Annotated in this window: 22 protein-coding genes, 4 tRNA genes and 1 pseudogene; 8 read left to right on the forward strand and 19 right to left on the reverse strand. The window is 67.4% G+C overall.

The annotated features are described in order from the left end of the window. Nucleotides 1–122: 122 nt before the first annotated feature. From secE to E0E18_RS06260, 6 genes are all read right to left on the reverse strand, one after another. Entirely contained in the window at nucleotides 123–437 is a 315-nt protein-coding gene (secE, locus tag E0E18_RS06235) for a preprotein translocase subunit SecE (RefSeq protein WP_078057090.1), read from the reverse strand. Between the two features lie 82 nt (nucleotides 438–519). Then, nucleotides 520–592 (reverse strand) — tRNA-Trp (locus E0E18_RS06240). A 164-nt stretch (nucleotides 593–756) separates the two neighbouring features. Further along, nucleotides 757–833: transfer RNA gene (locus E0E18_RS06245), tRNA-Met, on the reverse strand. Between the two features lie 19 nt (nucleotides 834–852). After that, nucleotides 853–928 (reverse strand) — tRNA-Thr (locus tag E0E18_RS06250). Nucleotides 929–1,184: 256 nt separating this feature from the next. Beyond that, nucleotides 1,185–1,266: transfer RNA gene (locus E0E18_RS06255), tRNA-Tyr, on the reverse strand. Between the two features lie 143 nt (nucleotides 1,267–1,409). Further along, nucleotides 1,410–2,450, reverse strand: a complete 1,041-nt coding sequence (locus E0E18_RS06260) for a polyprenyl synthetase family protein (protein WP_066584431.1) — start codon at nucleotides 2,448–2,450, stop codon at nucleotides 1,410–1,412. 119 nt (nucleotides 2,451–2,569) lie between these two features. Between E0E18_RS06260 and E0E18_RS06265 the strand changes: the two genes are divergently transcribed. Then, entirely contained in the window at nucleotides 2,570–3,955 is a 1,386-nt protein-coding gene (locus E0E18_RS06265; RefSeq protein WP_130839785.1) for a geranylgeranyl reductase family protein, read from the forward strand. Nucleotides 3,956–4,073: 118 nt separating this feature from the next. Here E0E18_RS06265 and E0E18_RS06270 read toward each other — a convergent pair whose 3' ends face one another. From E0E18_RS06270 to E0E18_RS06285, 5 genes and pseudogenes are all read right to left on the reverse strand, one after another. Further along, entirely contained in the window at nucleotides 4,074–4,763 is a 690-nt protein-coding gene (locus E0E18_RS06270; RefSeq protein ID WP_130839787.1) for a demethylmenaquinone methyltransferase, read from the reverse strand. Between the two features lie 11 nt (nucleotides 4,764–4,774). Then, on the reverse strand, nucleotides 4,775–5,374 hold the full coding sequence (locus E0E18_RS14150; protein WP_237559654.1) for a DUF3592 domain-containing protein: 600 nt from the start codon (nucleotides 5,372–5,374) through the stop codon (nucleotides 4,775–4,777). After that, on the reverse strand, nucleotides 5,371–6,423 hold the full coding sequence (locus tag E0E18_RS14450) for a hypothetical protein (RefSeq protein ID WP_419866065.1): 1,053 nt from the start codon (nucleotides 6,421–6,423) through the stop codon (nucleotides 5,371–5,373). Before E0E18_RS14450 ends, E0E18_RS14150 begins: the two co-directional genes overlap by 4 nt. Before the next feature lie 556 nt (nucleotides 6,424–6,979). After that, nucleotides 6,980–7,330: pseudogene (locus E0E18_RS14455) on the reverse strand (thiamine pyrophosphate-binding protein); the annotation flags it as partial. A gap of 45 nt (nucleotides 7,331–7,375) precedes the next feature. After that, the gene (locus E0E18_RS06285; protein WP_066584449.1) at nucleotides 7,376–8,446 is read right to left on the reverse strand and encodes an o-succinylbenzoate synthase; all 1,071 of its coding nucleotides are present in this window, start codon (nucleotides 8,444–8,446) and stop codon (nucleotides 7,376–7,378) included. A gap of 22 nt (nucleotides 8,447–8,468) precedes the next feature. Between E0E18_RS06285 and E0E18_RS06290 the strand changes: the two genes are divergently transcribed. The 6 genes from E0E18_RS06290 (at nucleotide 8,469) to E0E18_RS06315 (ending at nucleotide 14,329) form a co-directional block, all read left to right on the forward strand. Beyond that, the gene (locus tag E0E18_RS06290; protein ID WP_066584451.1) at nucleotides 8,469–9,419 is read left to right on the forward strand and encodes a 1,4-dihydroxy-2-naphthoyl-CoA synthase; all 951 of its coding nucleotides are present in this window, start codon (nucleotides 8,469–8,471) and stop codon (nucleotides 9,417–9,419) included. 345 nt (nucleotides 9,420–9,764) lie between these two features. Further along, a complete protein-coding gene (locus E0E18_RS06295) occupies nucleotides 9,765–11,111 on the forward strand; it encodes an inorganic phosphate transporter (RefSeq protein WP_161972248.1) in 1,347 nt (448 codons plus the stop codon). Between the two features lie 3 nt (nucleotides 11,112–11,114). Beyond that, nucleotides 11,115–11,399, forward strand: coding sequence for a hypothetical protein (locus tag E0E18_RS06300; protein WP_066584458.1), 285 nt, complete (start codon nucleotides 11,115–11,117; stop codon nucleotides 11,397–11,399). Nucleotides 11,400–11,685: 286 nt separating this feature from the next. After that, a complete protein-coding gene (locus tag E0E18_RS06305) occupies nucleotides 11,686–11,967 on the forward strand; it encodes a hypothetical protein (protein ID WP_066584461.1) in 282 nt (93 codons plus the stop codon). Nucleotides 11,968–12,029: 62 nt separating this feature from the next. After that, the gene (locus E0E18_RS06310; RefSeq protein WP_237559655.1) at nucleotides 12,030–13,406 is read left to right on the forward strand and encodes an AMP-binding protein; all 1,377 of its coding nucleotides are present in this window, start codon (nucleotides 12,030–12,032) and stop codon (nucleotides 13,404–13,406) included. Nucleotides 13,407–13,429: 23 nt separating this feature from the next. Next, entirely contained in the window at nucleotides 13,430–14,329 is a 900-nt protein-coding gene (locus E0E18_RS06315; protein WP_130839792.1) for a 1,4-dihydroxy-2-naphthoate polyprenyltransferase, read from the forward strand. Between the two features lie 43 nt (nucleotides 14,330–14,372). Here the strand turns inward: E0E18_RS06315 and E0E18_RS06320 are convergent, their stop codons facing one another. Next, nucleotides 14,373–14,774, reverse strand: coding sequence for a DUF4229 domain-containing protein (locus tag E0E18_RS06320; protein ID WP_227871174.1), 402 nt, complete (start codon nucleotides 14,772–14,774; stop codon nucleotides 14,373–14,375). Between the two features lie 118 nt (nucleotides 14,775–14,892). On the opposite strand from E0E18_RS06320, the gene E0E18_RS06325 reads away from it, so the two are divergent. Further along, nucleotides 14,893–15,288, forward strand: a complete 396-nt coding sequence (locus E0E18_RS06325) for a hypothetical protein (protein ID WP_130839795.1) — start codon at nucleotides 14,893–14,895, stop codon at nucleotides 15,286–15,288. 59 nt (nucleotides 15,289–15,347) lie between these two features. Here the strand turns inward: E0E18_RS06325 and rfbA are convergent, their stop codons facing one another. The 7 genes from rfbA to E0E18_RS06360 form a co-directional block, all read right to left on the reverse strand. Next, a complete protein-coding gene (gene rfbA / locus E0E18_RS06330; protein WP_130839797.1) occupies nucleotides 15,348–16,223 on the reverse strand; it encodes a glucose-1-phosphate thymidylyltransferase RfbA in 876 nt (291 codons plus the stop codon). Continuing rightward, nucleotides 16,223–16,969: a dTDP-4-dehydrorhamnose 3,5-epimerase family protein gene (locus tag E0E18_RS06335; RefSeq protein WP_078057220.1), complete on the reverse strand. Its 747-nt coding sequence runs from the start codon at nucleotides 16,967–16,969 to the stop codon at nucleotides 16,223–16,225. The genes rfbA and E0E18_RS06335 overlap by 1 nt, the downstream gene beginning before the upstream one ends. 37 nt (nucleotides 16,970–17,006) lie before the next feature. Then, complete coding sequence (rfbB, locus tag E0E18_RS06340) at nucleotides 17,007–18,086, reverse strand: dTDP-glucose 4,6-dehydratase (RefSeq protein ID WP_066584471.1); 1,080 nt, start codon at nucleotides 18,084–18,086, stop codon at nucleotides 17,007–17,009. After that, nucleotides 18,086–19,195 carry a c-type cytochrome biogenesis protein CcsB gene (gene ccsB / locus E0E18_RS06345; RefSeq protein WP_110481011.1) on the reverse strand — a complete coding sequence of 370 codons (1,110 nt, stop codon included), beginning with the start codon at nucleotides 19,193–19,195 and terminating at the stop codon, nucleotides 18,086–18,088. The genes rfbB and ccsB overlap by 1 nt, the downstream gene beginning before the upstream one ends. Nucleotides 19,196–19,394: 199 nt before the next feature. Further along, nucleotides 19,395–21,122, reverse strand: coding sequence for a cytochrome c biogenesis protein ResB (gene resB, locus E0E18_RS06350; RefSeq protein WP_130839799.1), 1,728 nt, complete (start codon nucleotides 21,120–21,122; stop codon nucleotides 19,395–19,397). A gap of 94 nt (nucleotides 21,123–21,216) precedes the next feature. After that, a complete protein-coding gene (locus E0E18_RS06355; RefSeq protein ID WP_110481010.1) occupies nucleotides 21,217–22,005 on the reverse strand; it encodes a cytochrome c biogenesis CcdA family protein in 789 nt (262 codons plus the stop codon). A 24-nt stretch (nucleotides 22,006–22,029) separates the two neighbouring features. After that, the gene (locus tag E0E18_RS06360) at nucleotides 22,030–22,632 is read right to left on the reverse strand and encodes a TlpA family protein disulfide reductase (protein ID WP_078057092.1); all 603 of its coding nucleotides are present in this window, start codon (nucleotides 22,630–22,632) and stop codon (nucleotides 22,030–22,032) included. Between the last annotated feature and the right edge of the window lies 1 nt (nucleotide 22,633).

A 22,633-nucleotide genomic window follows, 5' to 3' on the forward strand; every position in this document is an offset into this window, starting at 1 on the left:
CTTGCTCCTTTCGACATTCTGCGGGGGCGTGTGCGACCACCTGCCGGTCAACGGTCCCGCATGAAAAATCCGCCTCGCCGGAGTGGCGGAGGCGGTCGTGATCTGCGCCGATTCTAGCACGGTCAGAAGCCGAAGATGAACTCCACGCCCTCGTGGGTGAGGAAGTCGACGGAAGCGCACAGCGCGACCATGATGACGAGGAAGATCACCGTGATGATGACCGAGGAGACCATTTCCCGGCCGGTGGGCCAGATGACCTTCTTCATCTCCCTGCCCACCGAACTGACGTAGGCGACCGGTCCGCGGGAGCCGCGGGCGTCTGCGTCATCGGTGGCCCTGGAGGATGCGACCCTGTCGGTCCTCCCCTGCTCTGCACCGGTGATCTGCCGCTTACCGGCAGGCCGCAGACGGGTGTTGGTGGTGTTCTCGTCGGACACGGGCGGTGCTCCTTAACGTAGTAGTCCCCGACCCAGGTTAGCCGATCATGTTCTTCGGCGTCCCCCGGGCCGGGGATCAGTGCAGGGGCGACAGGACTTGAACCTGCAACCTGCGGTTTTGGAGACCGCTGCTCTGCCAATTGAGCCACGCCCCTAGACGGTGCCACTCACTCCTGCCGGGGTGAGCACCCGGAAAGTGTAGCAGTAGCCCGGGCGGGAGGACAAATGGTCCGGCGCACACGGACTCCTGCCCCGGGCCCGGACAGAGCAAAGCCCCGCGGCCGTCTGTGACGGACGCGGGGCGTTCCCCGGCCAGATCTGGTAGCGATGCGGAGGATCGAACTCCGGACCTCACGATTATGAGTCGTGCGCTCTAACCATCTGAGCTACACCGCCACGGTCATCGCAAAATGACTGGAGCCCCCTGACAGAATCGAACTGTCGACCTTTTCCTTACCATGGAAACGCTCTGCCGACTGAGCTAAGGGGGCATGCTCACAGACACCCGGCATATGCCGCTCGTCTGAAGCCTGGGATAGCATAACCAGCTGCTCCACAGTACACCAAATCCACAGGTCACGGCAGAGAACGGCAGAGAACGGCAGAGAACGACGCGCGAGGAGCCCGGCGCAACTCCGGACAGCCCGGCACAGCCTGACCAGACCCGGCACCGCCTAAGCGACCGCAGACGAAAAACCGCCTCCCGGAAAACTTCCGGAAGGCGGTTGTTCCTGGTGTCTCAACCAGTGCCAGGTAGAGGATTCGAACCTCTGAAGGCAATGCCGGCGGATTTACAGTCCGCTCCCTTTGGCCGCTCGGGCAACCTGGCAAGCACTTGTCGTTGCGCCGGATACGTTACTACGAACCCTGTAGTCCTCCGCAAACCTGCAGGTAACGACCTACAAATCAGAGAATGAGAGGACCCGTCCGGCAGGGACGGCAGGGACTGCCCCGCCCACTCCGGTGTCCCCGCTAACCCAGCCGCTCCAGCGAGAAGTCCATGAGCCTGCGCAGTGCGGTCGTGACGGCCCCCTCAGGCAGCCGGGACAGTTCCGCCTCCCCGCGCCTGCGGTAGTGCTCCACGTCCGCCAGAGAGCGCTCACGGCCCTGCGACGCCCGGATGAGCTCCAGCGCCTCGTCGACGAGAGCGTCCTCCGTCACCGGGCCGGTGAGGATCTCCCGCAGCCGGGCACCTCCCGCACTGTCCTCCTTCAGCGCGTAGAGCACCGGCAGGGTGAACACGCCCTCCCGCAGGTCGGTGCCGGGGGTCTTCCCCGACTCCTCCGGGTCGGACCACACGTCGATGATGTCGTCGACGATCTGGAAGACCTGTCCGAGGTTGCGGCCGAAGTTGAACAGCGCGTCCCGGGTGTCCTCCGTGGCCCCGCCGTGCAGGGCTCCGAGGAACCCGGCCGAGGCGATGAGCACCCCGGTCTTCTCCTGGATCACGGTCATGTAGTGCTCCACCGGATCCTCGTCGGGCGGGCAGCCGACGGTCTCGCGCATCTGACCGGTGACGAGTTCGCCGAACGTCTCGGAGAAGTGCCTGACCGTGTCGGTGCCGAGGTCCGCCATGATCGAGGACGCCACCGCGAAGATGTAGTCGCCTGCGAGAATCGCCACCGAGTTGTCCCACCGTGCGTTCGCGCTCGGTGCGCCCCGTCTGCGGTCCGCCTCGTCCATCACGTCGTCGTGGTACAGGGTGGCGAGGTGGGTCAGTTCGACGACCACGGCGGCGTTGATGACCTGCCCGGGCGCCGGTGCCGGGGCGCCGTCACCCGCGGAACCCGCACTGTCGCCGTAGCGTGACGCCAGCAGCGCGAACATGGGGCGGAACCTCTTGCCGCCGGCGAGAGCCAGATGCCGCACCTTGTCGGTGAGGAAGCTCTCCCCCGTCGACAGGGATGTCTGGAGGGTCGACTCGACACGGGCCATCCCTTCCGTGATGAAGTCGTTGAGGGCAGCGTCCCCCAGATCCAACCCCATCTGTTCACCGGAGTTAGTACGTGCCATGAATTCCGTAGCCTCTGTCCGTCGTCCGTCAGTCACCGTGCCGCCCGCGCACGGTCGCACACTGAGGAACAACCATATCCCAGCGGAGCCCGGTGTTCCTATACCGCGGTGCCTGCCGCATGCGACAATGGTCCGCTGTGAACACCACCCCCCTTCCGTCCGACTGCAGCCTCCTTGTCATCGGCGGGGGCCCCGCCGGATCAGCGGTGGCGGCCTCCGCGGCTCTCGCCGGGATGGACGTCACTGTTGTCGACATGCAGGAGTTCCCCCGGGACAAGACCTGCGGTGACGGCCTGACCCCTCGCGCCGTCCACGCGCTGACCAGGCTGTGGGGAGGTGACCCCGGCGAACCGTCGCCCCGCACCGGCTCTCCGGGGATTCTCTCCGGCCGCCCCGAGATCCGGGGACTGGCTCTGCACGGTTTCGGCGGTTCGGTCCGCACCCCCTGGCCCGACCACCCGTCCTTCCCTCCCCGGGGTTCCGCGGTACCCCGCACCACCCTGGACGCGGCCCTGCTCGACTTCGCGGCCGCATGCGGGGCCCGGGTCGTCACCGGGTGGAAGGCGGTGGACGTCTCACATGTCGGGGCGTCCACCGCCGGAACTGTCGGCTCGGTGACCTTCCGTTCCACGGAACGTGACAGGAAGGAGACCTGCACGGTGCGCTGCGACACCCTCGTGCTCGCCGAAGGGGTGCGCAGCGGTGTCGCCCGGCTGCTGGGTGTGCGGTGGCTCCGGGGTCTGGTCCACGGCGTCGCCGCCCGCTCGTACTGTCCCACCCCGTACGGTGACGAGCCGTGGATCCACTCCCACCTGGAACTGAGGGACGCCGAGGGGGTCGCGCAGCCCGGTTACGGCTGGATCTTCCCCCTGGGACCGGAGGAGGACGGGGAGGGGACGCGTGGAGTCAACCTGGGCTGCGGTGCCCTGTCGACCTCGCGGCGTCCTGCCAAGGTCAACGTGAAGAAACTGCTCGGCGAGTACGCGGACCTGGTCCGCGGGGAGTGGGAGCTCGGTGAGCCGCGGGAGGTCACCTCCGCCCTGCTGCCCATGGGCGGGGCGGTGACCCGGGTGTCCGGGGTAAACTGGGCGGCGGTCGGGGACACCGCGGCCCTGGTCAACCCCCTCAACGGTGAGGGGATCGACTACGCCCTCGAGTCCGCCCAGGATCTTGTCGAACTGCTGCCGGACGCCGCGGCCTCCCCCGACGGGCTGCGTCACATCTGGCCCGCCCACCTGCGCCGGCAGTACGGTGACGCCTTCTCCCTGGCGCGGCGTCTGTCGACCCTGCTGACGATGCCGGGACTGCTGTCTGCCGTGGGTCCTCTGGGGATGCGCGGTCCGCTCTCCGACCGGATGATGGCTGCGGCGACACGGCTCATGGGTAACCTTGTCACCCCTGCCGACCGTGATCTCACCGCCCGGGTGTGGCTGGCCGCCGGCCGGCTGTCCGTCGGCCATGACCGGTACCGTCACCCTGATTCCCGGCCTTTGTTCGGCGTGTGACGCCCGGCAGGGGACGGGGTCCGGATCCGGGCGTCAGCCCCGTGTGTCAGACCCTGATGTCAGGACCTGGCGTCAGGACCCAGTCACAGTGGAGTCCCCCGACAGGTCCTCCTCTGCCTCACAGGGGTTTAGTCGCACTGTGCAGCGCGGTGATGCCGAGGGTGAGGTTCTGCCAGCCGCAGTCCTGCCAGCCGTTGTCATTGATGATTCCGGCGAGGGACTCCTGGTCCGGCCAGGCACGGATCGACTCGGCGAGGTAGACGTAGGCCTCGGCGTTCGAGGACACCGCCCTGGCCACCACCGGCAGGGCCCGCATGAGGTACTCCTTGTAGACCGTGGAGAACACGGGGACGACAGGGGTGGAGAACTCGCAGACGGTCAGGCGTCCGCCCGGTCTTGTGACCCGGGCCATCTCCCTGAGACCGGCGGCCGGATCGACGATGTTCCGCAGTCCGAAGCTGATGGTCACCGCGTCGAAGGTGTCGTCGGGGAAGGGCAGCTCCATGGCGTCACCGCACACCTTGGGCACGTCCCGGTCGGCCCCGGCGGCGAGCATCCCCTGCGAGAAGTCACAGGCGACACACCATGCCCCGGACTCGGCAAGCTCGACGGTGGACACCGCGGTACCGGCCGCAAGGTCGAGGACGACATCTCCCGGGGCCAGCCCGAGGCGGCGTCTGGTGCGTCTGCGCCACAACCGGTCCTGCCCGAAGGACAGGACGGTGTTGGTGAGGTCGTAGTTCTTGCCGACGGCGTCGAACATCGTGGCGACGTCGTGCGGGTCTTTCTCCAGGCTGGCTCGCGACATGTCAGCCCACTCTAGTGCCCGGACGGGGCAGACCCCTCTTCCCTGCCCGCTACCCTGCCCTCCTCCCGCAGCCCTGCACTGCCCGCCTCCCGCAGTTCTGCACTTCCCTCCTCCCGCAGTTCTGCACTTCCCCGCCTGAACGACCGGCCCACACCTGCCAGGAGCGCGCCAGCGACGACGGTGCACACCAGCCAGGTCGAGGCGGCGGGCAGCAGGGACAGTGTCCACCCCCGTCCCGCGACCTTGACGTTGTCCGGGTCGTCGCGCCGGTACTCCACCTTGACCCGGTCACCGGCCTCCAGTCCCCCCGGATACTTCAGTCCGGTCCCCGGTGAGTGGTAGTTCCCCTCCGCGTCGGGGAACCGTACCAGGGTCTTCTTCCCGGTGGAGACCACCTCGGCGGTGGCGGTCCCCCGGTCGGAGGAGATCCTCCAGTCGTCGACAGCTGCGGTGACGACAAGAGAGACACAGATGACGCACGCGATCAGGTAGACGGTGACCAGGATCTGGACGAGACGGCGTCGGACGGTCTCCCCGGTCAGACGGGGCATGTCGAGCAGGACAGCCGGCGGGTTCCTCCACCGGCCCACAGTCCGTCCACGACGGGTCATCCCGGTTCCCCCGCTGTCGTCCTGTCCCTCAGGGTCGCGTGGAGTGCCGCCCGTCCGGACCTCTGTACCACTGCCTCGATGACGAGGAACCCCTCCGTATATCCCTCGGCGTGTTCGTCCAGCGCCACGGTCAGTTCATCCAGTGACTCCACCCGGCGGTGTGCGACCCCGTGGCCGGCGCACAGTGCCCCGAGGTCGACCCCGGTCGGGGTGCCGAAGACTCTGTCGAAGGCGTCGGTACCGTCGTCGAAGTTGCGCAGTCCGGGGCGTCCCGCCTCCAGTCCCTCGAAGATGGCACCGCCGTTGTCGTTGGGGACCACGACCACGAGGTTGTCGGGGCGGGGTTCGGAGGGGCCCACGGTGAACCCGTTCATGTCGTGAAGGACGGTGAGGTCGCCCATCAGTGCGACGGTGCGCGGGGCGCGGACCAGGTCGGGCTGCTCGGCGGCATGGGCCAGTGCCACCCCGGCCGCGGTGGACACGGTGCCGTCGATTCCTGCGGCTCCCCGGTTCGCGACCGCCCAGACACCGGGGAAGGGCAGGCCTGTCAGTGAAGCGTCCCTGACCGCCGAGGACGCCCCGAGCACCAGGGCGTCACCGTCGCGGAGAGCGTCGGTGACGGCGGCTGCGACATGCAGCCCGGTGAAGCCCTCACCCGCCACGAGATCGCGGACCACGGCGACAGCGACGTCGCTCGCCGCCCGGCAGGTCTTCACCCACCCCGTGGGGTGGGTGCCGGTGAGTGAGACACTCCGTCCCCACTCGCGCACGGTTCCGGCGACGTCGGGAACCAGGTCGCGGTCGGTGAGCGCGATGACGCGGATGTCCGGGTCGGCGAGCAGTGAGGCGAACCCGCGGTGCAGGGTGGGGCGTCCCACCAGCACGATCTGCTGCGGGTGCAGGTCGGCTGTCCGCCCGTCCTCCGCCCGGACTGTGCCGCTGAACAGTCCCGCTGCGGCGGGATGGACAGGTGTCGCCGGCGCGGGTGCGGTGGGCTCGGCCAGCGTCGGTACGTCGGCGAGGATGTCGAGCATGCGGGTGGCCCACACCCGGTCCCGGACGTCCCCGACGACGACGAGGGTGCGCAGCGACAGGTCGACGGTGACGACCGGGGTCTCCGGCAGGACCGCGCGAGGGGGTGCCGAGGNCTCGGTATCCGGGGCCGATGCCGGAAAAATCTCCGGGGGAGGAGGATCGCCCTCCCCGGGGGGGAGGAGGGGGGGGGCGGCCGGCGGCGCGCCACGGGGCGTCCCGGGCGTCCTCCGCCCGACCGGTGGTGACGCGGGCGGCGGCGTCCTGCATCTCTTCGGCCGCCATGAGGGCGGCGAGGGAGACGTCGGCGGTCGACCCCGGTACAAGAGGTTCGACGAACGGTATGTTGACCTGCACTCCCCCGGCGCGGACACCGCCTCCGAACAGGTCGAGGGCCGCGGTCACCGCCCGGTCGACCGTGGTGCGGATCTCCCGGTGGTCTCCGGCGGACACCTCATGACGCAGCGCGGTCCCGAGTGATGAGGAGGAGACGGCGTGGACACCGAAGATCCCGGCCTGCGCGATGGTCTGGTTGGCCCCTGTGCCCTGGTAGCTGTCCGGCCGGTCGGCGGAGAGGATGAGCAGGGGAACCCCCGAGGCCGTGGCCTCCACCATCGCCGGCAGGCAGTTCGCCACGGCAGTGCCGGAGGTCATGACCACCGGCACCACCCGTCCGGACCGGCGTGCCATGCCGAGGGCGAGGAAGGACGCCGAACGTTCGTCCGTGCGCACGTGCAGACGCAGGTGACCGGTCCGGTCCGCCTCGGCGAATGCGAGGGCCAGCGCCGCGGAGCGGGAGCCCGGGCAGACGACGGCCTCACGGACCCCTGCCCGGACGAGTTCATCGACCAGTACCGCGGCGACGGTCGTCGAGGAGGCGAGGATTCCCCGGTCTGTACCGGATCGTTCGTCAGTCACCCCCACGACGCTACCCGTCGCCGGATGCGCCGGGGGTTGCCGGGGCAGGTGTCAGTCCCGGTTCCCCCACCGGTCCGCGAGCACCGCATAGGACGCCGCGAGCCGTGAGAACCACCAGTCCCGGCGCGTGGCCGGGGACCCCAGTTCATCGAGCCTGGCCTGTTCCGGCTCCACCCGTGTGACGGTCATGTGACCGTCGATGATCTGCCGTGGCGCGCAGACGTCCACGGCATAGAGTGAGCCGGTCGCCAGGCCGGCCGCCTGGGGGAGCACCTGCATGTCCTCGTCGTCGGTGTGGTCGGGCAGGCTTGCCGCCGCCAGCAGTCCGGCGTACATGCCCACCGCGGACTCCAGTGCCGAGGACACGGTCACGGCCACACCGTAGTGTCCGACCTCCCGGGCGATCTCCCGGACGTGGTCTACCCCGCCGAGCGGGGCGGCCTTGAGCACCGCCACGTCGCATGCCCCTGCCTGGACCACGGCGAGCGGGTCGGACGCCCGGCGTATCAGCTCGTCGGCGGCGATGCGCACCATCATCCCCCGTGATCCGAGCCGTCGCCGGAGTTCGGCGAGTTCCTCCACGGTCGCGCAGGGCTGTTCCATGTAGTCCAGCGGGCCTCCGCCACGCGAGGGGTCTGTCAGGGCGACTGCCGCGTCGAAGGCCTCTTCGACGCTCCACCGTGCGTTGGCGTCCACCCTCACGGCGATGCCGGGCCGGGCCTCGCGGACCGCCCTGACCCGTGCCACGTCGTCGGCCAGTGTCTGGCCGCTCTGTGCCACCTTCACTTTCACGGTGGTGCACCCCGGGTACCTGTCGAGGAGGGCCGGGACAGTCTCGGGGTCCGCGGCGACGTCGACGGCCGGGACGGTGGCGTTGACGGCCACGGTCTGTGCTGTCGGTGCGGGCAGTGAGGGGGAGTTCCATCCGAGAAGGAGTGCCGACCTGAGCCACAGTGAGGACTCCTCCGGCCCGTACTCGGTGAACGGTGACCATTCCACCCACCCGTCGGGGGCGTCGACGAGCATCATCTCCCTTTCGGTGACGCCGCGGAACGGAACCCTCAGCGGGCATGTCACCACGTGGGCGCGGTCGGTGATCTCGGTAAGGGAAGGAAGCTGCATGCCCACAGCCTACGATGGGCCCATGACTGATCAGAACAACCCGTTCAGACCCGAGCTGTGGCGCGAGGTCCCGGGATTCGACTTCGACGACATCACCTACCACCGTCATGTCGGCGAGGGGCGTGCGAACGGTATCGTCCGTATCGCCTTCGACCGGCCTGAGGTGCGCAACGCCTTCCGTCCCCACACCGTCGACGAGCTCTACCGGGCTCTCGACCATGCCCGCCGCTCCCCGGACGTGGGCACGGTTCTTCTCACAGGAAACGGTCCCAGTCCGAAGGACGGTGGGTGGGCTTTCTGTTCCGGCGGTGACCAGCGGATCCGTGGCCGTTCGGGGTACCAGTACGCGAGCACGCACGATTCTGACGTGGAGCATGCGGATGCGTCGTCGGTCGATGAGGCGAGGGCCAGGGTCGAGGGCGGGCGTCTGCACATTCTCGAGGTACAGAGACTGATCCGCACCATGCCGAAGGTGGTGATCTGCCTGGTCAACGGATGGGCCGCCGGGGGCGGTCACAGCCTGCACGTGGTGTGCGACCTGACCCTGGCCTCCCGGGAGCACGGGAAGTTCAAGCAGACGGACGCGGACGTGGGGTCCTTCGACGCCGGGTACGGGTCGGCCTACCTGGCCCGGCAGGTCGGTCAGAAGTACGCACGGGAGATCTTCTTCCTCGGACGGACCTACTCGGCCGAGCGGATGATGGAGATGGGCGCGGTCAACGAGGTGGTGGACCACGCTGATCTGGAGGACACGGCTGTCGAGTGGGCACGGGCGATCAACACGAAGTCCCCGACAGCCCAGCGGATGCTGAAGTTCGCCTTCAATCTCGCCGATGACGGCCTGACGGGCCAGCAGGTCTTCGCCGGTGAGGCGACGAGGCTGGCGTACATGACCGATGAGGCGGTGGAGGGCCGCGACGCCTTCCTCGAGAAGCGCGAGCCGCGGTGGGACGATTTCCCGTACTACTACTGACCCGTTTCTCTTCCCCTGCCTGACCGGTCTACCGGTCGACACAGACCCCGGGACAGGGCGGGGGTCCCCGTCGACCCGCAACCGTCCCTGCCACCAGTCTGCGGGTACTGAGTGAACCTGAGATGAACACGGCGTGGCTTCGGGGGGAATTTTTCCGTGAAAGTGGAAACCGCTGACCTGCGGAAACTTTGTGGGCTACCCCCACTGTCGTAACGACCAGCGGAATAATGCCCGGTTCCCGTGGCCGTGACCTGCAGATACACCGTCAGGTGCCCGTTCCCCGGCAGCAACGTTTCCACACGGTTAACTACGCCACCCCCGACTACCCCCGCTTGCGGGGTGACAATGGAGTTTCCGACTCAGGGGAGGGATTCTTCTTGGGTGACTACTGAAGTACTCATCCTGATCCTCGTGGTCGGCACAGCCCTCGCCTTCGACTTCACCAACGGATTCCATGACACGGCCAACGCGATGGCCACCTCCATCGCGACCGGCGCACTGAAGCCCAAGGTCGCGGTAGCCCTCGCCGGCGGACTCAACCTGGTCGGAGCCTTCCTCTCCGTCGAGGTGGCGAAGACGGTCGCCAAGGGGATCGTCGACCTCGACGCATTCGACCTCGACAATGTCGTCGACGCCGACAAGCTTCTCCTCGTGGTCTTCTCCGGACTGATCGGGGGAATCCTCTGGAACCTCATCACGTGGCTGTTCGGACTGCCGTCAAGCTCCTCGCACGCCCTGTTCGGCGGTCTCATCGGCGCCGCGATCGGAGCTCTGGGTTTCTCCGGTGTCGAGTGGGGCGGAGTTCTCGACAAGATCGTCATCCCCGCTCTCGCCGCCCCGGTCATCGCCGGGCTGGTATCCGCCATCGGAACGTACGGTATCTACCGGTCCACCCGACGTACCCGGGAAACCGAGAGGGACAACCTCTTCCGCCACGGCCAGATCGCCTCGGCGTCACTGGTGGCCCTCGCACACGGCACGTCTGACGCCCAGAAGACCATGGGCGTGATCTTCCTCGCACTCGTGGCCTCCGGTCACCTGGATGCCGCAGCAGACATGCCCTTCTGGGTCACCGCCTGCTGCGCCCTCGCCATCGCCGCCGGCACCTACTCCGGGGGCTGGAGGGTGATCAGGACCCTCGGAAAAGGCCTGGTGGAAATCTCCTCGCCGCAGGGCATGGCGGCCGAGGCGTCCTCCGCAGCCATCATCCTCACCTCCGCACACTTCGGTATGGCCCTGTCCACGACGCACGTGTCCACCGGTTCAATTCTCGGTACCGGCCTCGGCCGTCCCGGCGCGGAGGTGCGCTGGGGGGTCGCCGGTCGCATGGTCATCGCGTGGGTGACCACGATCCCTGTCGCAGCGCTCGTCTCCTACGTCATCTGGCAGGTCTCCCACGGCACCGCGGCCCTGACCAGTACGGCCGGGGGTGCGCTGACCGCCTTCATCATTCTCGTGGCGGCCGTCACGGCGATCTTCGCGAGGGCACGCAGGCAGCCCGTCCACGCGGACAACGTCAACGCAGACTGGGACGAGCACGGGCTCACTCCCCCCGCTGAAGCGCCCGCCTCCCCCGACCTCGCGACCTCTGCTGCGATGGCCCTCTCCGGATCCAGCGCCGGGGTCAACGATCCCGCCCACTTCGTCGACACCACTGTCGGCGCTGACAACCACCACCGTAAGGACAGGTAGGTCATGGAACTCCTCAGCGATCTCTTCCAGGTCACCCTGGTCGGTATCATCCTCGGTGCCGGTCTCCCGATTCTCTTCGGACTCGCCATACGGTTCAGCGTGCCCGCCCAGGGACTCGAAGGTCATCCCAGCGAGCACATCCCCGCCTGGCAGCGCGCTCTGGCCGGCCTGCTCTTCCTCATCATCATCGCAGCCGTGGTCCTGGGCCTGCTGTGGATCACCCAGGGGCGGCTCTACGACACCTTCGGCTGGGACATCTTCGGGACCGGCGGCACCAGCGGCCACTGACAGCCGTCGAGGCCGTCGTCGACACGGTCGTCGAGGCGGGCAACAGAGGTCACACCACAGAGATCACACGGTACCCGGCAGTCACGTACAGTCCGCTACAGTCCGCGTAAACCGGTCCCGGAGCACTTCCACGGGACCGGTTCTCAGCGTTCCAGCACTCAGGAAACGCCGGTGTGCTGGCTTTTTCTGTCTAATGCTTGACGTTTCCCACTATAGGCCCTACCCTCGATAGATCAACATCCACCGATCACGAGCTTTACTGCCGTCAGTGCGGAAGGAGTAGTTCATGTACAACCCGCTGACCAAGTTCCTCGACTGGTACCTGTCCCCGGTCCAGGGGATCTCCGAAACGACAGCACAGACAGGCCTGGGCGTCCTCCCGTCCCGCACGGAACCGACCGACGCCTCCACCGACATCGTCGCCCGGCTCATCGAATCCGGGCACACCCCGGCCACCGGCGAAGATGTCCTGCAGGAGTTCACCGCAGTCCACGACCGTCACCCCTCCCCGTTCGAGGAACTGGCAGTCCTGGACTATGTCGGCAGCTTCGGCCTGCTCGCCAACTGACACGCCACATAGACAGCCGCTGAACCGACCGCTGAACCAGCGACGGAGTACGGTCAGGGACCGTGCGTTCCACCGACCAGGTCCCCCTCGAAGCGGTCACCGTCGCCACCACCCGCGCCGGCGTTGACCGGGTACTGCCCGCCTACCGTGGTTTCCTCCGGGGAAGCCGGTCGATCCTCCCCGTCGCCCCCGGGCCCGACGGGCGCAGGCTCTGCACTCTGATGGCTGCCGGGGACGAAGACGCCCCCGTCTCCCCGGGAACCCTCGTGGCGTGCACGTCCGGATCCACAGGGACCCCCAAGGGCGCGATGCTGCAGACACACGGCGTCCTCGCGGCTGTCACAGCCTCCGCGGACTACATCCGCGACCGTACCGGCGCAGACCCCGGCCCCTGGCTGCTCGCCCTGCCCGCCCACCACATCGCCGGCACCATGGTCATCCTGCGGAGCCTGGAGGCAGGTCATGTCCCCGAGGTCATGGACCTCACCCGCGGACACTTCACCTCGGAAGGCTTCGTCGACGCCACCCGTCGACTCGTCTCCCGTCACCCCGACCTCCCTCGGTACACCTCCCTGGTCCCGACCCAGCTGGCACGGCTCGTCGACGCCGTACCCGGCAGTGTTTCCGGCAGTGTTTCCGGCAGTGTTTCCGGTAATGTTTCCGGCACAACTGCAGGGGACGCCGTCGATGCGCTGCGCAGTTACGCCGCAGTCCTCGTCGGAGGCGGTGCGGCACCAGAGGCGCTCGTCAGACGGTGCCGCAGACTCGGCGTCACCCTCATGCTCACCTACGGCTCCTCGGAGACCGCCGGCGGCGTGGTCTACGACGGGGAGCCGCTTCCGGGGTACAGCGTCCGGATCAGCACAGACGCCGGTGACCGCAGCAGCGGACGCATAGAGTTGACCGGCCCCTCCGTTGCAGAGGGCTACCGTCAGACGTCCTCACTGCCAGCGGAAGCGACCGCCGACGCCTTCCCCCGACCCGGGACCTTCCGCACCTCCGATCTCGGTTCGCTGACGGGCGGCGTCCTCACCGTCCGCGGGCGGGCGGACGGTGCCGTCAACAGTGCCGGGCTGAAGATCCTCCCGGAAGAGGTCGAGAAGGCCCTCGCCGGTGCCGGATACTCCGCCTGCGCCGGCGGCGTCCCCGACGATGAATGGGGTGAATCCGTCGCCGCCCTGGTACAGGACCCCACCGTCCCCGCCGGAACGGACCTGACCACCGGCGTCCGCGCCACGCTGAAGAACACGGGCACACCTGCCCACCTCATTCCACGTCACAGCTACTCCTTCCCGGACATCCCGGTCACCGGTCCCGGCAAACCTGACCGGGTGGCGGTGACAGAGATACTGCGGGACCTCGCTGCGGGACCGCGCTCCGGGAGCACGCTCCGGGCTGCGGGAACCTTCCGTCCCGACCGTGGATGGCAGCGGGGCTGACAGTGCTGACTACAGTGAGCACCATGGCTGACCGACCCTCCACCGCCACTGACACCGCCACCGCCTCTGACTGGCTCACCGGCGCACGCCCCCACACCTGGGCCAACGCTGTCGCCCCGGTACTCGCCGGCACCGGGGCCGCCGCCTGGGACGACGGGGCGTCCTGGTGGAAGGCCGTTCTCGCCGGCATTGTGGCCATGGCGCTGATCATCGGCGTGAACTACGCCAACGACTACTCCGACGGGATCCGCGGGACCGACGACGACCGCACCGGCCCGCTGCGCCTCACCGGATCAGGCCTGGTCCCCCCGACCAGGGTGAAGAAAGCGGCGCTCCTCTGTTTCGCGGTCGCCGGCGTGGCCGGTGTGATCCTGTCGCTGGTGTCCAGCTGGTGGCTGATCCTCATCGGAGCACTGTGCATCGTGTCCGCCTGGTTCTACACCGGCGGGAAGAACCCCTACGGCTACCGGGGTCTGGGAGAGGTCTCCGTCTTCGTCTTCTTCGGACTCGTCGCCGTCCTCGGCACCGAATTCACCCAGTCCGGTAAAGTGTCCTGGGTGGGGCTCGCCCTGGCGGTGGGAATCGGGTCACTGTCCGCGTCCGTGAACCTGACGAACAATCTGCGGGACATTCCGACCGATTCAGCCGCAGGTAAGACCACCCTCGCCGTGCTTCTCGGCGACAGAGGCACCCGTAAGCTCTACGTGGGGCTGCTCATCGTCTCCGTGGTGATGACGCTGGTGCTGGCCGGAGCAGGGGTCGCTGCCCTCATCGGACTGATCGCCGTGCCGCTGCTCATCGTCGCAGCACTGCCGGTGGTGCAGGGGGCGACCGGCAGGGACCTCATTCCGGTACTCGGGCTCACCGGTCGGGCGATGCTGGTGTGGTCGGTCGCGATGTTCGTCGCAATGCTGCTGGTCTGACCCGGCTCCACACTGCCGGCACGCTGTCAGGACCCGGAACCGGTCAGTCCAGACGTTCCTCCAGCTGTGCACGCATCTCCGCCCTGTGCTTCTGACGTCCGGCATCCCAGACGGCGATCTGCGCGTTCACCCGCTGCCTCAGTCCCCTGAACACGAACATCGAGAGCGGGAAGGCGATGATCAGTGCCAGCAGCGCGCTGATCGCCAGGGGGAAGGACTGTCCCATACCCAGCAGGATGGCGACGGACTGGATCACCACCGTCAGGACCACGAACAGCAGGAGGCGGGCCAGACCGTAGAGCAGAATGTCCCGCCAAGGCCTCCGCGCCGGAGAGTCGTCTGCCGCTCCGGAACTGCCGGCGGCCGCCTGAACTGTGTCAGAGACGTCGGCAGGGCGGTCACTGCCGGCGGTCGGGGCGGATTCTGCACGGTCGTTCTCATTCACGACTGCCACTGTACGTTCGACGTGGCGTCCTTCCCAATCCCGGTAAGCCCCTCCCCCGCCACTGTTCCCGGTAGGGTGGAGGGTCACATCGACCAGCATTTCAAGGAGGGTCCCCACCGTGGGCCGGCTCATCATCCTCATTCTCGTGATCGTCACCGTGGTCGTTCTGTGGCGGGCTTTCGGCCCCGGATCGGCCGCCCGGGCAGCGAAAGGTCGTGACCGGGTCGGCGGAACAGAACACAGGCAGGTCGCCGGTCCGGAGGACGACCCTGACTTCCTCTGGGAGATCAGGAAGCGGCGGTTCAAGGAGCAGCGGGAGAAGGAACGCCTGGCAGCCGAAGAGCTCCGCAGTGCCGAGGCCCGTGCGAGGGACGCCGAACGACGGGCCGCCGAGGCGGAACAGAAGGCACGGGACGCCGAGAAGAACACCCGTCCCCGGCAGGACGAGACACTGCGGGACAGGCATGACTCTGACGGGGAGTCGTCCGGGGAGACCGGCAGATCCGGGGCCTGACCCCCGGTCAGCCGGTCCGGATTCCGGAGGCTCAGTTCCGGCACTCCGGTTCCGGCGATTCAGCGGTCCTTGCCTCGTCGCAGCAGTCCACGCAGATAGTCCGCGTAGGCGGAACCACCGTGGGCGTCCGCCTGAGAGGCCAGTATGTCATCCCCGATGAACCCCATCCGCCAGCCCACCTCTTCAGGGCATCCGATCTTCAGCCCCTGACGTTCTTCGATGGTGCGCACGAAGTCCCCCGCCGCCATGAGATTGTCGACCGTCCCCGTGTCCAGCCAGGCGGTCCCCCGGGGGAGAATCTCGACCTGCAGTTCTCCCCTTTCGAGGTAGGCCCGGTTGACGTCGGTGATCTCCAGCTCCCCCCGCTCCGAGGGCACCAGCCCACGGGCGATGTCCACGACATCCGGTGCATAGAAGTACAGACCTGGCACCGCGTAGTTCGACCGTGGATGAACAGGCTTTTCCTCGAGAGATGTCGCCGTTCCCGCGGAATTGAAGTCCACGACACCGTAGGCGGTCGGATCAGAGACCCAGTACGCGAAGATCGCCCCGCCGCGCACGTCATGGAAACGGCGCAGCTGGGAGCCCAGGCCGGCACCGTAGAAGATGTTGTCGCCCAACACCAGGGCGACGGACTCGTCGCCGATGAAATCCGCCCCGAGGATGAATGCCTCAGCCAGGCCGTTCGGAGCCTCCTGCACGGCGTACTCCAGTGACACCCCGAACTGGGAACCGTCGCCCAGCAGGCGCCGGAACTGTCCGTTGTCCTGGACCGTGGTGACCACGAGAATCTCACGGATCCCAGCGAGCATGAGGGTCGTCAACGGGTAGTAGATCATCGGCTTGTCGTACACAGGCACAAGCTGCTTGGACACGCCGAAGGTGATGGGACGCAACCTGGAACCGGTACCTCCGGCAAGGATGATTCCTCTCATCACTCGCCCTCCCAGTCCTCTGCCTCAGCATTGGCCAGCTCCCACCCGTGACGCATCTCCTGCTCCCAGCCACGGCACTCGGAGTACAACGGCAGCGTCGCCTCCACCTCGTGCAGGCCCGGCGCGGCACGGTCCTTGTCCGACAGGACGAGAGACTCCGGGTCCAGCCCGGCCACCGACCAGTCGATGCCCAGGCCGGGGTCGGTCGGGCAGACACCGTGCTCGGCCCCGGGATTGTACCCCTCCGAGACCAGGTAGCAGACGGTGGCGGGACCGGCCCCTGCCGGGACCACGAACCCGTGCCCGACCCCCACCGGCAGGAAAAGTCCGCGACGGTTCACGTCGGAGAGCTCTACGACGATGTGGCGTCCGAACGTGGGGGAACCCCGACGGAGGTCCACGATGACGTCGAGGATCCTTCCTGCCACGCAGGTGACGAACTTCGCCTGTCCCGGGGGAACGTCGGCGTAGTGGATGCCCCTGACCACCCCCTCCCGGGAGGTGGAGAGGTTCGCCTGCGGAATGACGAAAGGATATCCGAGGATGTCGGTCATCTCGTCCCCCCGGAACCATTCCAGGAAAGTGCCCCGGTCGTCCGGGAAGATCCGGGGGGTTCGGACCCAGGTGCCGGGAAGAGGAAGGTCCCGGACACCTGGCCCGTCCGGCACAGCGACGACGCTGCCACGCAGGCTGGCAGGAACCGGGTCAGAAGCCGGGTCAGGCAGGGAATCAGGCTGGACGCTCATGGTCACCGAGTCTAGCCGCCCTCCGGACGCCGGACTGTCAGCCCAGGACTTCCTCACGGTCACGGTAGGCGGACTCGGCGTCCTTCCTGCTGGTCTCCCACCAGCCCCGGTGGTCGCGGTACCACCGGACGGTGGCGGCGAGCCCCTCCGGAAAATCGGTGTACCGGGGCGTCCACCCCAGTTCCCGGACCGAAGACGGGTCGACGGCGTAACGCAGATCATGCCCCGGCCGGTCCGTGACGCGTACGAAGTCATCGGCAGGACGCCCGAAGAGGACATTCAACGCGCGGACACAGTCCACATTTGAACGCTCACCGTCAGCCCCGATGAGATAGGTCCCACCGGAGACCCCACGGTCCAGGACCGCCCAGACGGCGTCATTGTGGTCGTCGACATGTATCCAGTCGCGGACGTTCTCACCGCTCCCGTACACCCTCGGGCTCTCCCCCTCGATCAGACCGGTGATCTGCCGCGGCAGGAACTTCTCCGGATGCTGCCTGGGACCGTAGTTGTTGGAACAGTTGGAGATCGTCGCACTCAGTCCGTGACTGCGCACGAAGGCCCTCACCAGATGGTCCGCCGAAGCCTTCGACGCCGAGTACACCGATGACGGCCGGTAGGGTGAGTCCACGGTGAAACGGTCCTCCGCCCCCGGCAGGCCCGAACCCCGCAACGGCAGGTCACCGAAAACCTCGTCCGTGGACACATGGTGGAGGTGAACTCCGTGGCGGACGCACGCCTCCGCCAGCACCGCGGTGCCCTCCGTGTTGGTGTGCACGAAACGCAGGGGGTCCCGTAGGGCGTTGTCGTTGTGGCTCTCCGCGGCGAAATGGACCACCGCCGCTTCACCGCGGTCCGCGGAGGACGCCAGCTCCCGGATCAACCTGTCGACCAGGTCAACGTCACAGACGGAACCCTCGACCACGGTGACCCCGTGGTCCTGCAGTCCGGCCAGGTTGGCGGGATTCGCAGCATAGGTCATCGCATCGAGAACGGTGACCTCCACCTCCGGACGGGTTCCGACGGTGCGGTGGACGAAGTTCGAGCCGATGAAGCCTGCCCCGCCGGTCACCAGTACGCGGGTGATCCGGCGGAGCCGTCGGGGGGACGCCACCATCAGTTCAGGCCGGCGTAGGAGTGCAGACCGGAGACGACGATGTTGATGAAGAAGAGGTTGAAGACCATCGTCGCGAAAGCCAGGACATTGATCCACGCCGCAGGAAGGCCACGCATGCCCGGGGTCGCGCGGGCGTGCAGGTAGGCGGCGTAGAGGATCCAGGTGATCAGGGAGACGGTCTCCTTGGGGTCCCAGCCCCAGAAACGTCCCCAGGCCGCGTGGGCCCAGATCGCACCGAAGACAACCCCCAGCCCGAAGACCGGGAGCGTCCAGATCGCTGACCGGTAGGCCAGGGCGTCCAGCTTGGAGGCGTCCGGGAGCGGCGAGACCATCTTGCCGAGGATACCGTGCTCCTTCCCCTTCGGCTGGGCGCGCCGCAGCACGTAGAGCAGGGACGCCATACCGGAGACCAGCCCGATCGAACCACCGAGGGACACGGTCGTGACGTGGATGTAGTACCAGTTCGACTTCAGGGAGGGAACAACCGGGGCCACGTCAGCGTAGAGCTCGGTGCCGGCGTAGAACAGCAGCATGATGATGGGGGTCAGGATCCAGGGCCACATCACCCTCATGGCCTTGCGCCTCAGGACGACGCAGGCGATGAGGATCGCCATACCGGTGACGATGGTCACGTACTCGAACAGGTTCCCCCAGGGGAAACGCTGGGCCGCGATACCCCGGGTCACGATGAAGAGCACGTGCACCGCCGCGGTCAGCCAGATCAGGGTCTGGGTCATCCCGCCCCACTGGTCGGCCCTGCGGAACTTCGCCTTGATCGCCTCGACCTGGAAGGTCTTCGGCAGATCCGACTCACTCATGGAGCCTGTGGCGATGCCGGAGACGTCGTTCTTCTCGTCCTTCTCGTCGACCGGGCTGTCGACGTCACTGCCACCGGCACCGACACTGACCCTGGTCTTCTGCGCCGAGGTCTTCTCCGCCGAGGCCGCCTTCGCGGCACCGAGGATGCGGGACCGTTCCCGACGGGCCTCCGTCGCCGAACGCAACATGCCGTAGTACATGAGTGAGACAGCGAGGCTGATCAGGTACAGCACGACCGCGGTCTTGAAGGCGAGATCAGAGAACTCTGCCATCCCCTGGTTGACGTACATCCGTCGGTTCCTCCGTTGGGGTCCGTGCCCGTAGCCGCAGTAAGGCGGCCTGAGGCTGTGTCAGTGCTCCACGCTACCGCCGACTGCACCGGACAACCAAGACGGAGGGGCCGGACAGGACACGGGGCCGGCCCGGGGCAAGCCCAGGGCGGGACACAGAGCCGGTCACAGGGTGGGAGCCCCCGCGCTCAGCCGGTGGTCAGCGGGAGCCGGTGTCCCCGTCACCGCTCTTTCCGTCGCGGTGGTCGCTGATCTCACCGTCCCGACGTTCCCTGGCCAGCTCCCTGTCGAGCTCGTCCTCCCAGTCCTCCCAGCCTGCGTCCGTCTGGTCGAACTCCTCGTCGAGTTCCTCCTCGTCCAGATGCAGGAGTTCCTCGGAGACACGGTTGAACTCACGACCCCAGCCGGCAGAGTCGGTCCGCGCCAGGCCGGCGATCTCCAGGGTCGAGGTACCGTCGCCGTTGTCGGTGACCCGCACCCAGAACCGGCGACGCTTGATCGTCAGTGACCCGACCAGCCCTGCGAGCATGAGCAGTGCGAAGAAGAGCACCCAGACTTCACTCCGGTCACGACTGACCTGGAGGTTGACGAACTCCTTGGCACCGTCGAAGGAGATCTGTGTGCCGTCGTCGAGGGTCACGGACTCCCCCTGCATGAGGTTCACCCTGTCAAGCTTCTGCAGGGAACCGTTGTGCAGCTGGGTCTGGGAGAGACTGAAGATGTCCTGGCCGGTTCCGGAGTCCAGCCCGGTGTCACCACGGTAGATGTCGATGGCGACCGCAGGGTTCTCCATGGCCGGGAAACTGGAGGACAGCAGGGCGTCATTCTCCCCGGAGAACTGCGCGGTCGGCGCGAAGAGTCCCTGGATGGCCAGCTGGTGCTGACGTCGGTCCAGCAGGTCCGGGTACATTCCCGCGGGCGGATCCATCTTCACCGCTCCGGAGGAGAGGAAGTAGGTGAGATCGTCCGGGCGGAACTGGATCGTCTCCGTCCTTTTCTCCCCGTTGGGCCAGGTCACCGTGAATGTGGGGGCGTAGCCGTGACCCTGCAGGTACACGCGGTCACCGTCGATGGTCAGCGGATGGTTGACCCGCAGCGTGGTGTGGTCCCACTCCTCGGTCGGTTTCATGGCGTCCTGCCCGGAGGCGTAGTCGATGTCGGAGGAGAAGTCCGTCGCCTGGCCGGAGGGAAGATACTCGGCATTGAAGTTCTTGACGTTGACACAGAAGGGCGTCAACGTGGTGCCGTCGAAGGTCGGACCGTTGCGCAGGGAGTCGAAGTTCGCCACGGCGGTGTTGCAGAACTGGGAGTTGTCCGTCCCCGCGATCACGATGACCTGACCCTCGTAGTAGACCATCCGTCCGACCAGCACGGAAACCAGGATGCCGACCAGGGACAGGTGGAAGACCAGGTTGGAGGCCTCCCGGAGGTAGCCCTTCTCCGCGGAATAGGACCACTTCCCCGCCCTGTCCTCCTCAGGCTCGGTCGCACCACCCTGCCACCTGCTGAAACGGGCGGCGATCTCGGACCGGGCCTGGTCGGCCGGTACGTCGACCGTCCCGGAGACGTAGTTGGGCATCCTGTCGAGGCGCCTCGGCGCCGCCGGAGGACGCTTACGCAGGGCCTTCCAGTGGTCGATCGACCGTGGCAGGATGCAGCCGATCAGGGAGATGAACAGGAGGACGTAGATCGCCGCGAACCAGGTTGAGCCGAAGACGTCGAACAGGCCGAGCCTGTCGTAGATCCGGGCGATCCGGCCGTTGGCGGCGAGATACTCCTCGACGTTACCGGCGTTGAGGGAACGTTGCGGGAGCAGCGCCCCGGGGATCGCGCCGAGCGCCAGGAGGAACAGCAGCACCAGTGCCGTCCGCATCTTCGTCAGCCACTGCCACGCCTTCTTCGGCCATCGGAGGATACTGCGGAGCATGGGGACCTTTCGTGGACTGCCGGAGTCACCGGCGGGGACAGTGCGGAAGTCTAGATTCTGAAACTGTGAACGCCCCTCGGGCGTCGGCCGGGAGTCACACCGGCAGGGTCGTGTCGGATATCAGCCACTGGCGGATCCAGTCGACGAACAGTGCCCATTGCCCGGTGACCAGCAGAATTCCGACGAGTACGAGAAGTGCGCCGCCGACGATCTGGATCGTCCGGGAATGACGCCGCAGCCATCCCACGCCACGGAGAGCCTTCGCGGACCCCAGGGCGACAAGGATGAAGGGGACGCCGAGGCCGAGACAGTAGGCGACGATGAGCACGACACCCCTCGCTGCGGTCATGCCCTGGGTACCGGCGGACACGGAGATGATCGCGGCCAGGGTCGGCCCCAGGCACGGCGTCCACCCGAGGGCGAAGACCGCGCCGAGCAGCGGTGCGCCTGCCAGGGTCGACCAGCGGCGCGGCGCCATGCGGGTGTCGGTCTGCAGCGGTCGGATGAAGCCCATGAAGATCACCCCCATGAGAATCGTCACCACCCCGCCGACCCTCATCAGCAGCTCCTGGTTGAGCTGGATGGCCCGGATGGCCCCGAAGACCGTCGCCGTGGCCAGGCAGAAGACGACGGTGAAGCCCGCGACGAAGAGCAGTGCCGCACCGCCGGCGCGTCCCCTCCGCTTGGTCACCACGGTGCCCTCAGCGGTGTACTCCGCCTCCGCACCGACGACGCCGGCGAGGTAGGAGACATACCCGGGCACCAGCGGGATCACGCACGGAGAGGCGAAGGAGACCAGTCCCGCCGCGAGCGCGGCGAGCATGCCCAGCAGCAGGGGGCCGGAGGTCACGGCATCGGCGAAAGCTGTCCCGAGGTCACTCATCGTCGTCCGTCCGTTCCACCGTCATCAGCCGAGCAGAGGTTCCACAGCCGACCAGAGGTCGTCCGCGGTGATCTCCCGGAGGAACACCTTGGCCGGACGGTGCTGCCGGTCCAGGACGATCGTGGTGGGGATGACGGACGCGGGGAGTCCGCCGAGCGCGAGGGCGGACTTGAACGGCGGGTCGTAGATGGACGGGTAGGTCAACCCGTTGTCCTCGTGGAAGTCCTGGGCCTTCTCCCGCACCGAATCCCGGACATTGATGCCGAGGATCGTTCCCCGGCCGTCCTTCTCCAGCTTCTCCTGGACGGTCTGCAGGTCGTCCGATTCACTGCGGCAGGGGCCGCACCACTGGCCCCAGGCGTTCAGGACCACGACCTCGTCCTTGAAGTCGTCGAGGCTGATCGTCTTCCCCGGGTCCATGAGGGAATCCCCGCTCAGGTCACCGACAGGCTCACGGTCCGCCTCGTCATAGGTGATCACGGTCTGACCGCCCGGCGAGACGAACTGGAAGGTTCCGCCGACGGCGACGGCGTCCGTCCCCGCGGTGCTGTCCTCACCGCAGGCCACGGCTCCGCAGAGCACACCGGCTGCGACAGTTGCCGCCGTGACGGTCCTCAGGATGCGCATC

Source organism: Corynebacterium neomassiliense (assembly GCF_900626215.1).
GTDB classification, from domain to species: Bacteria; Actinomycetota; Actinomycetes; order Mycobacteriales; family Mycobacteriaceae; genus Corynebacterium; species Corynebacterium neomassiliense.

What these genes read in the sequence shown, in the direction of transcription:
- E0E18_RS06260 (WP_066584431.1), bottom strand. Translation starts at nt 2,450, where the DNA reads ATGGCACGTACTAACTCCGGTGAACAGATGGGGTTGGATCTGGGGGAC.
- E0E18_RS06265 (WP_130839785.1), top strand. Translation starts at nt 2,570, where the DNA reads ATGCGACAATGGTCCGCTGTGAACACCACCCCCCTTCCGTCCGACTGC.
- E0E18_RS06270 (WP_130839787.1), bottom strand. Translation starts at nt 4,763, where the DNA reads ATGTCGCGAGCCAGCCTGGAGAAAGACCCGCACGACGTCGCCACGATG.
- E0E18_RS14150 (WP_237559654.1), bottom strand. Translation starts at nt 5,374, where the DNA reads ATGACCCGTCGTGGACGGACTGTGGGCCGGTGGAGGAACCCGCCGGCT.
- E0E18_RS06285 (WP_066584449.1), bottom strand. Translation starts at nt 8,446, where the DNA reads ATGCAGCTTCCTTCCCTTACCGAGATCACCGACCGCGCCCACGTGGTG.
- E0E18_RS06290 (WP_066584451.1), top strand. Translation starts at nt 8,469, where the DNA reads ATGACTGATCAGAACAACCCGTTCAGACCCGAGCTGTGGCGCGAGGTC.
- E0E18_RS06295 (WP_161972248.1), top strand. Translation starts at nt 9,765, where the DNA reads ATGGAGTTTCCGACTCAGGGGAGGGATTCTTCTTGGGTGACTACTGAA.
- E0E18_RS06300 (WP_066584458.1), top strand. Translation starts at nt 11,115, where the DNA reads ATGGAACTCCTCAGCGATCTCTTCCAGGTCACCCTGGTCGGTATCATC.
- E0E18_RS06305 (WP_066584461.1), top strand. Translation starts at nt 11,686, where the DNA reads ATGTACAACCCGCTGACCAAGTTCCTCGACTGGTACCTGTCCCCGGTC.
- E0E18_RS06315 (WP_130839792.1), top strand. Translation starts at nt 13,430, where the DNA reads ATGGCTGACCGACCCTCCACCGCCACTGACACCGCCACCGCCTCTGAC.
- rfbA (WP_130839797.1), bottom strand. Translation starts at nt 16,223, where the DNA reads ATGAGAGGAATCATCCTTGCCGGAGGTACCGGTTCCAGGTTGCGTCCC.
- E0E18_RS06335 (WP_078057220.1), bottom strand. Translation starts at nt 16,969, where the DNA reads ATGAGCGTCCAGCCTGATTCCCTGCCTGACCCGGCTTCTGACCCGGTT.
- rfbB (WP_066584471.1), bottom strand. Translation starts at nt 18,086, where the DNA reads ATGGTGGCGTCCCCCCGACGGCTCCGCCGGATCACCCGCGTACTGGTG.
- ccsB (WP_110481011.1), bottom strand. Translation starts at nt 19,195, where the DNA reads ATGTACGTCAACCAGGGGATGGCAGAGTTCTCTGATCTCGCCTTCAAG.
- resB (WP_130839799.1), bottom strand. Translation starts at nt 21,122, where the DNA reads ATGCTCCGCAGTATCCTCCGATGGCCGAAGAAGGCGTGGCAGTGGCTG.
- E0E18_RS06355 (WP_110481010.1), bottom strand. Translation starts at nt 22,005, where the DNA reads ATGAGTGACCTCGGGACAGCTTTCGCCGATGCCGTGACCTCCGGCCCC.
- E0E18_RS06360 (WP_078057092.1), bottom strand. Translation starts at nt 22,632, where the DNA reads ATGCGCATCCTGAGGACCGTCACGGCGGCAACTGTCGCAGCCGGTGTG.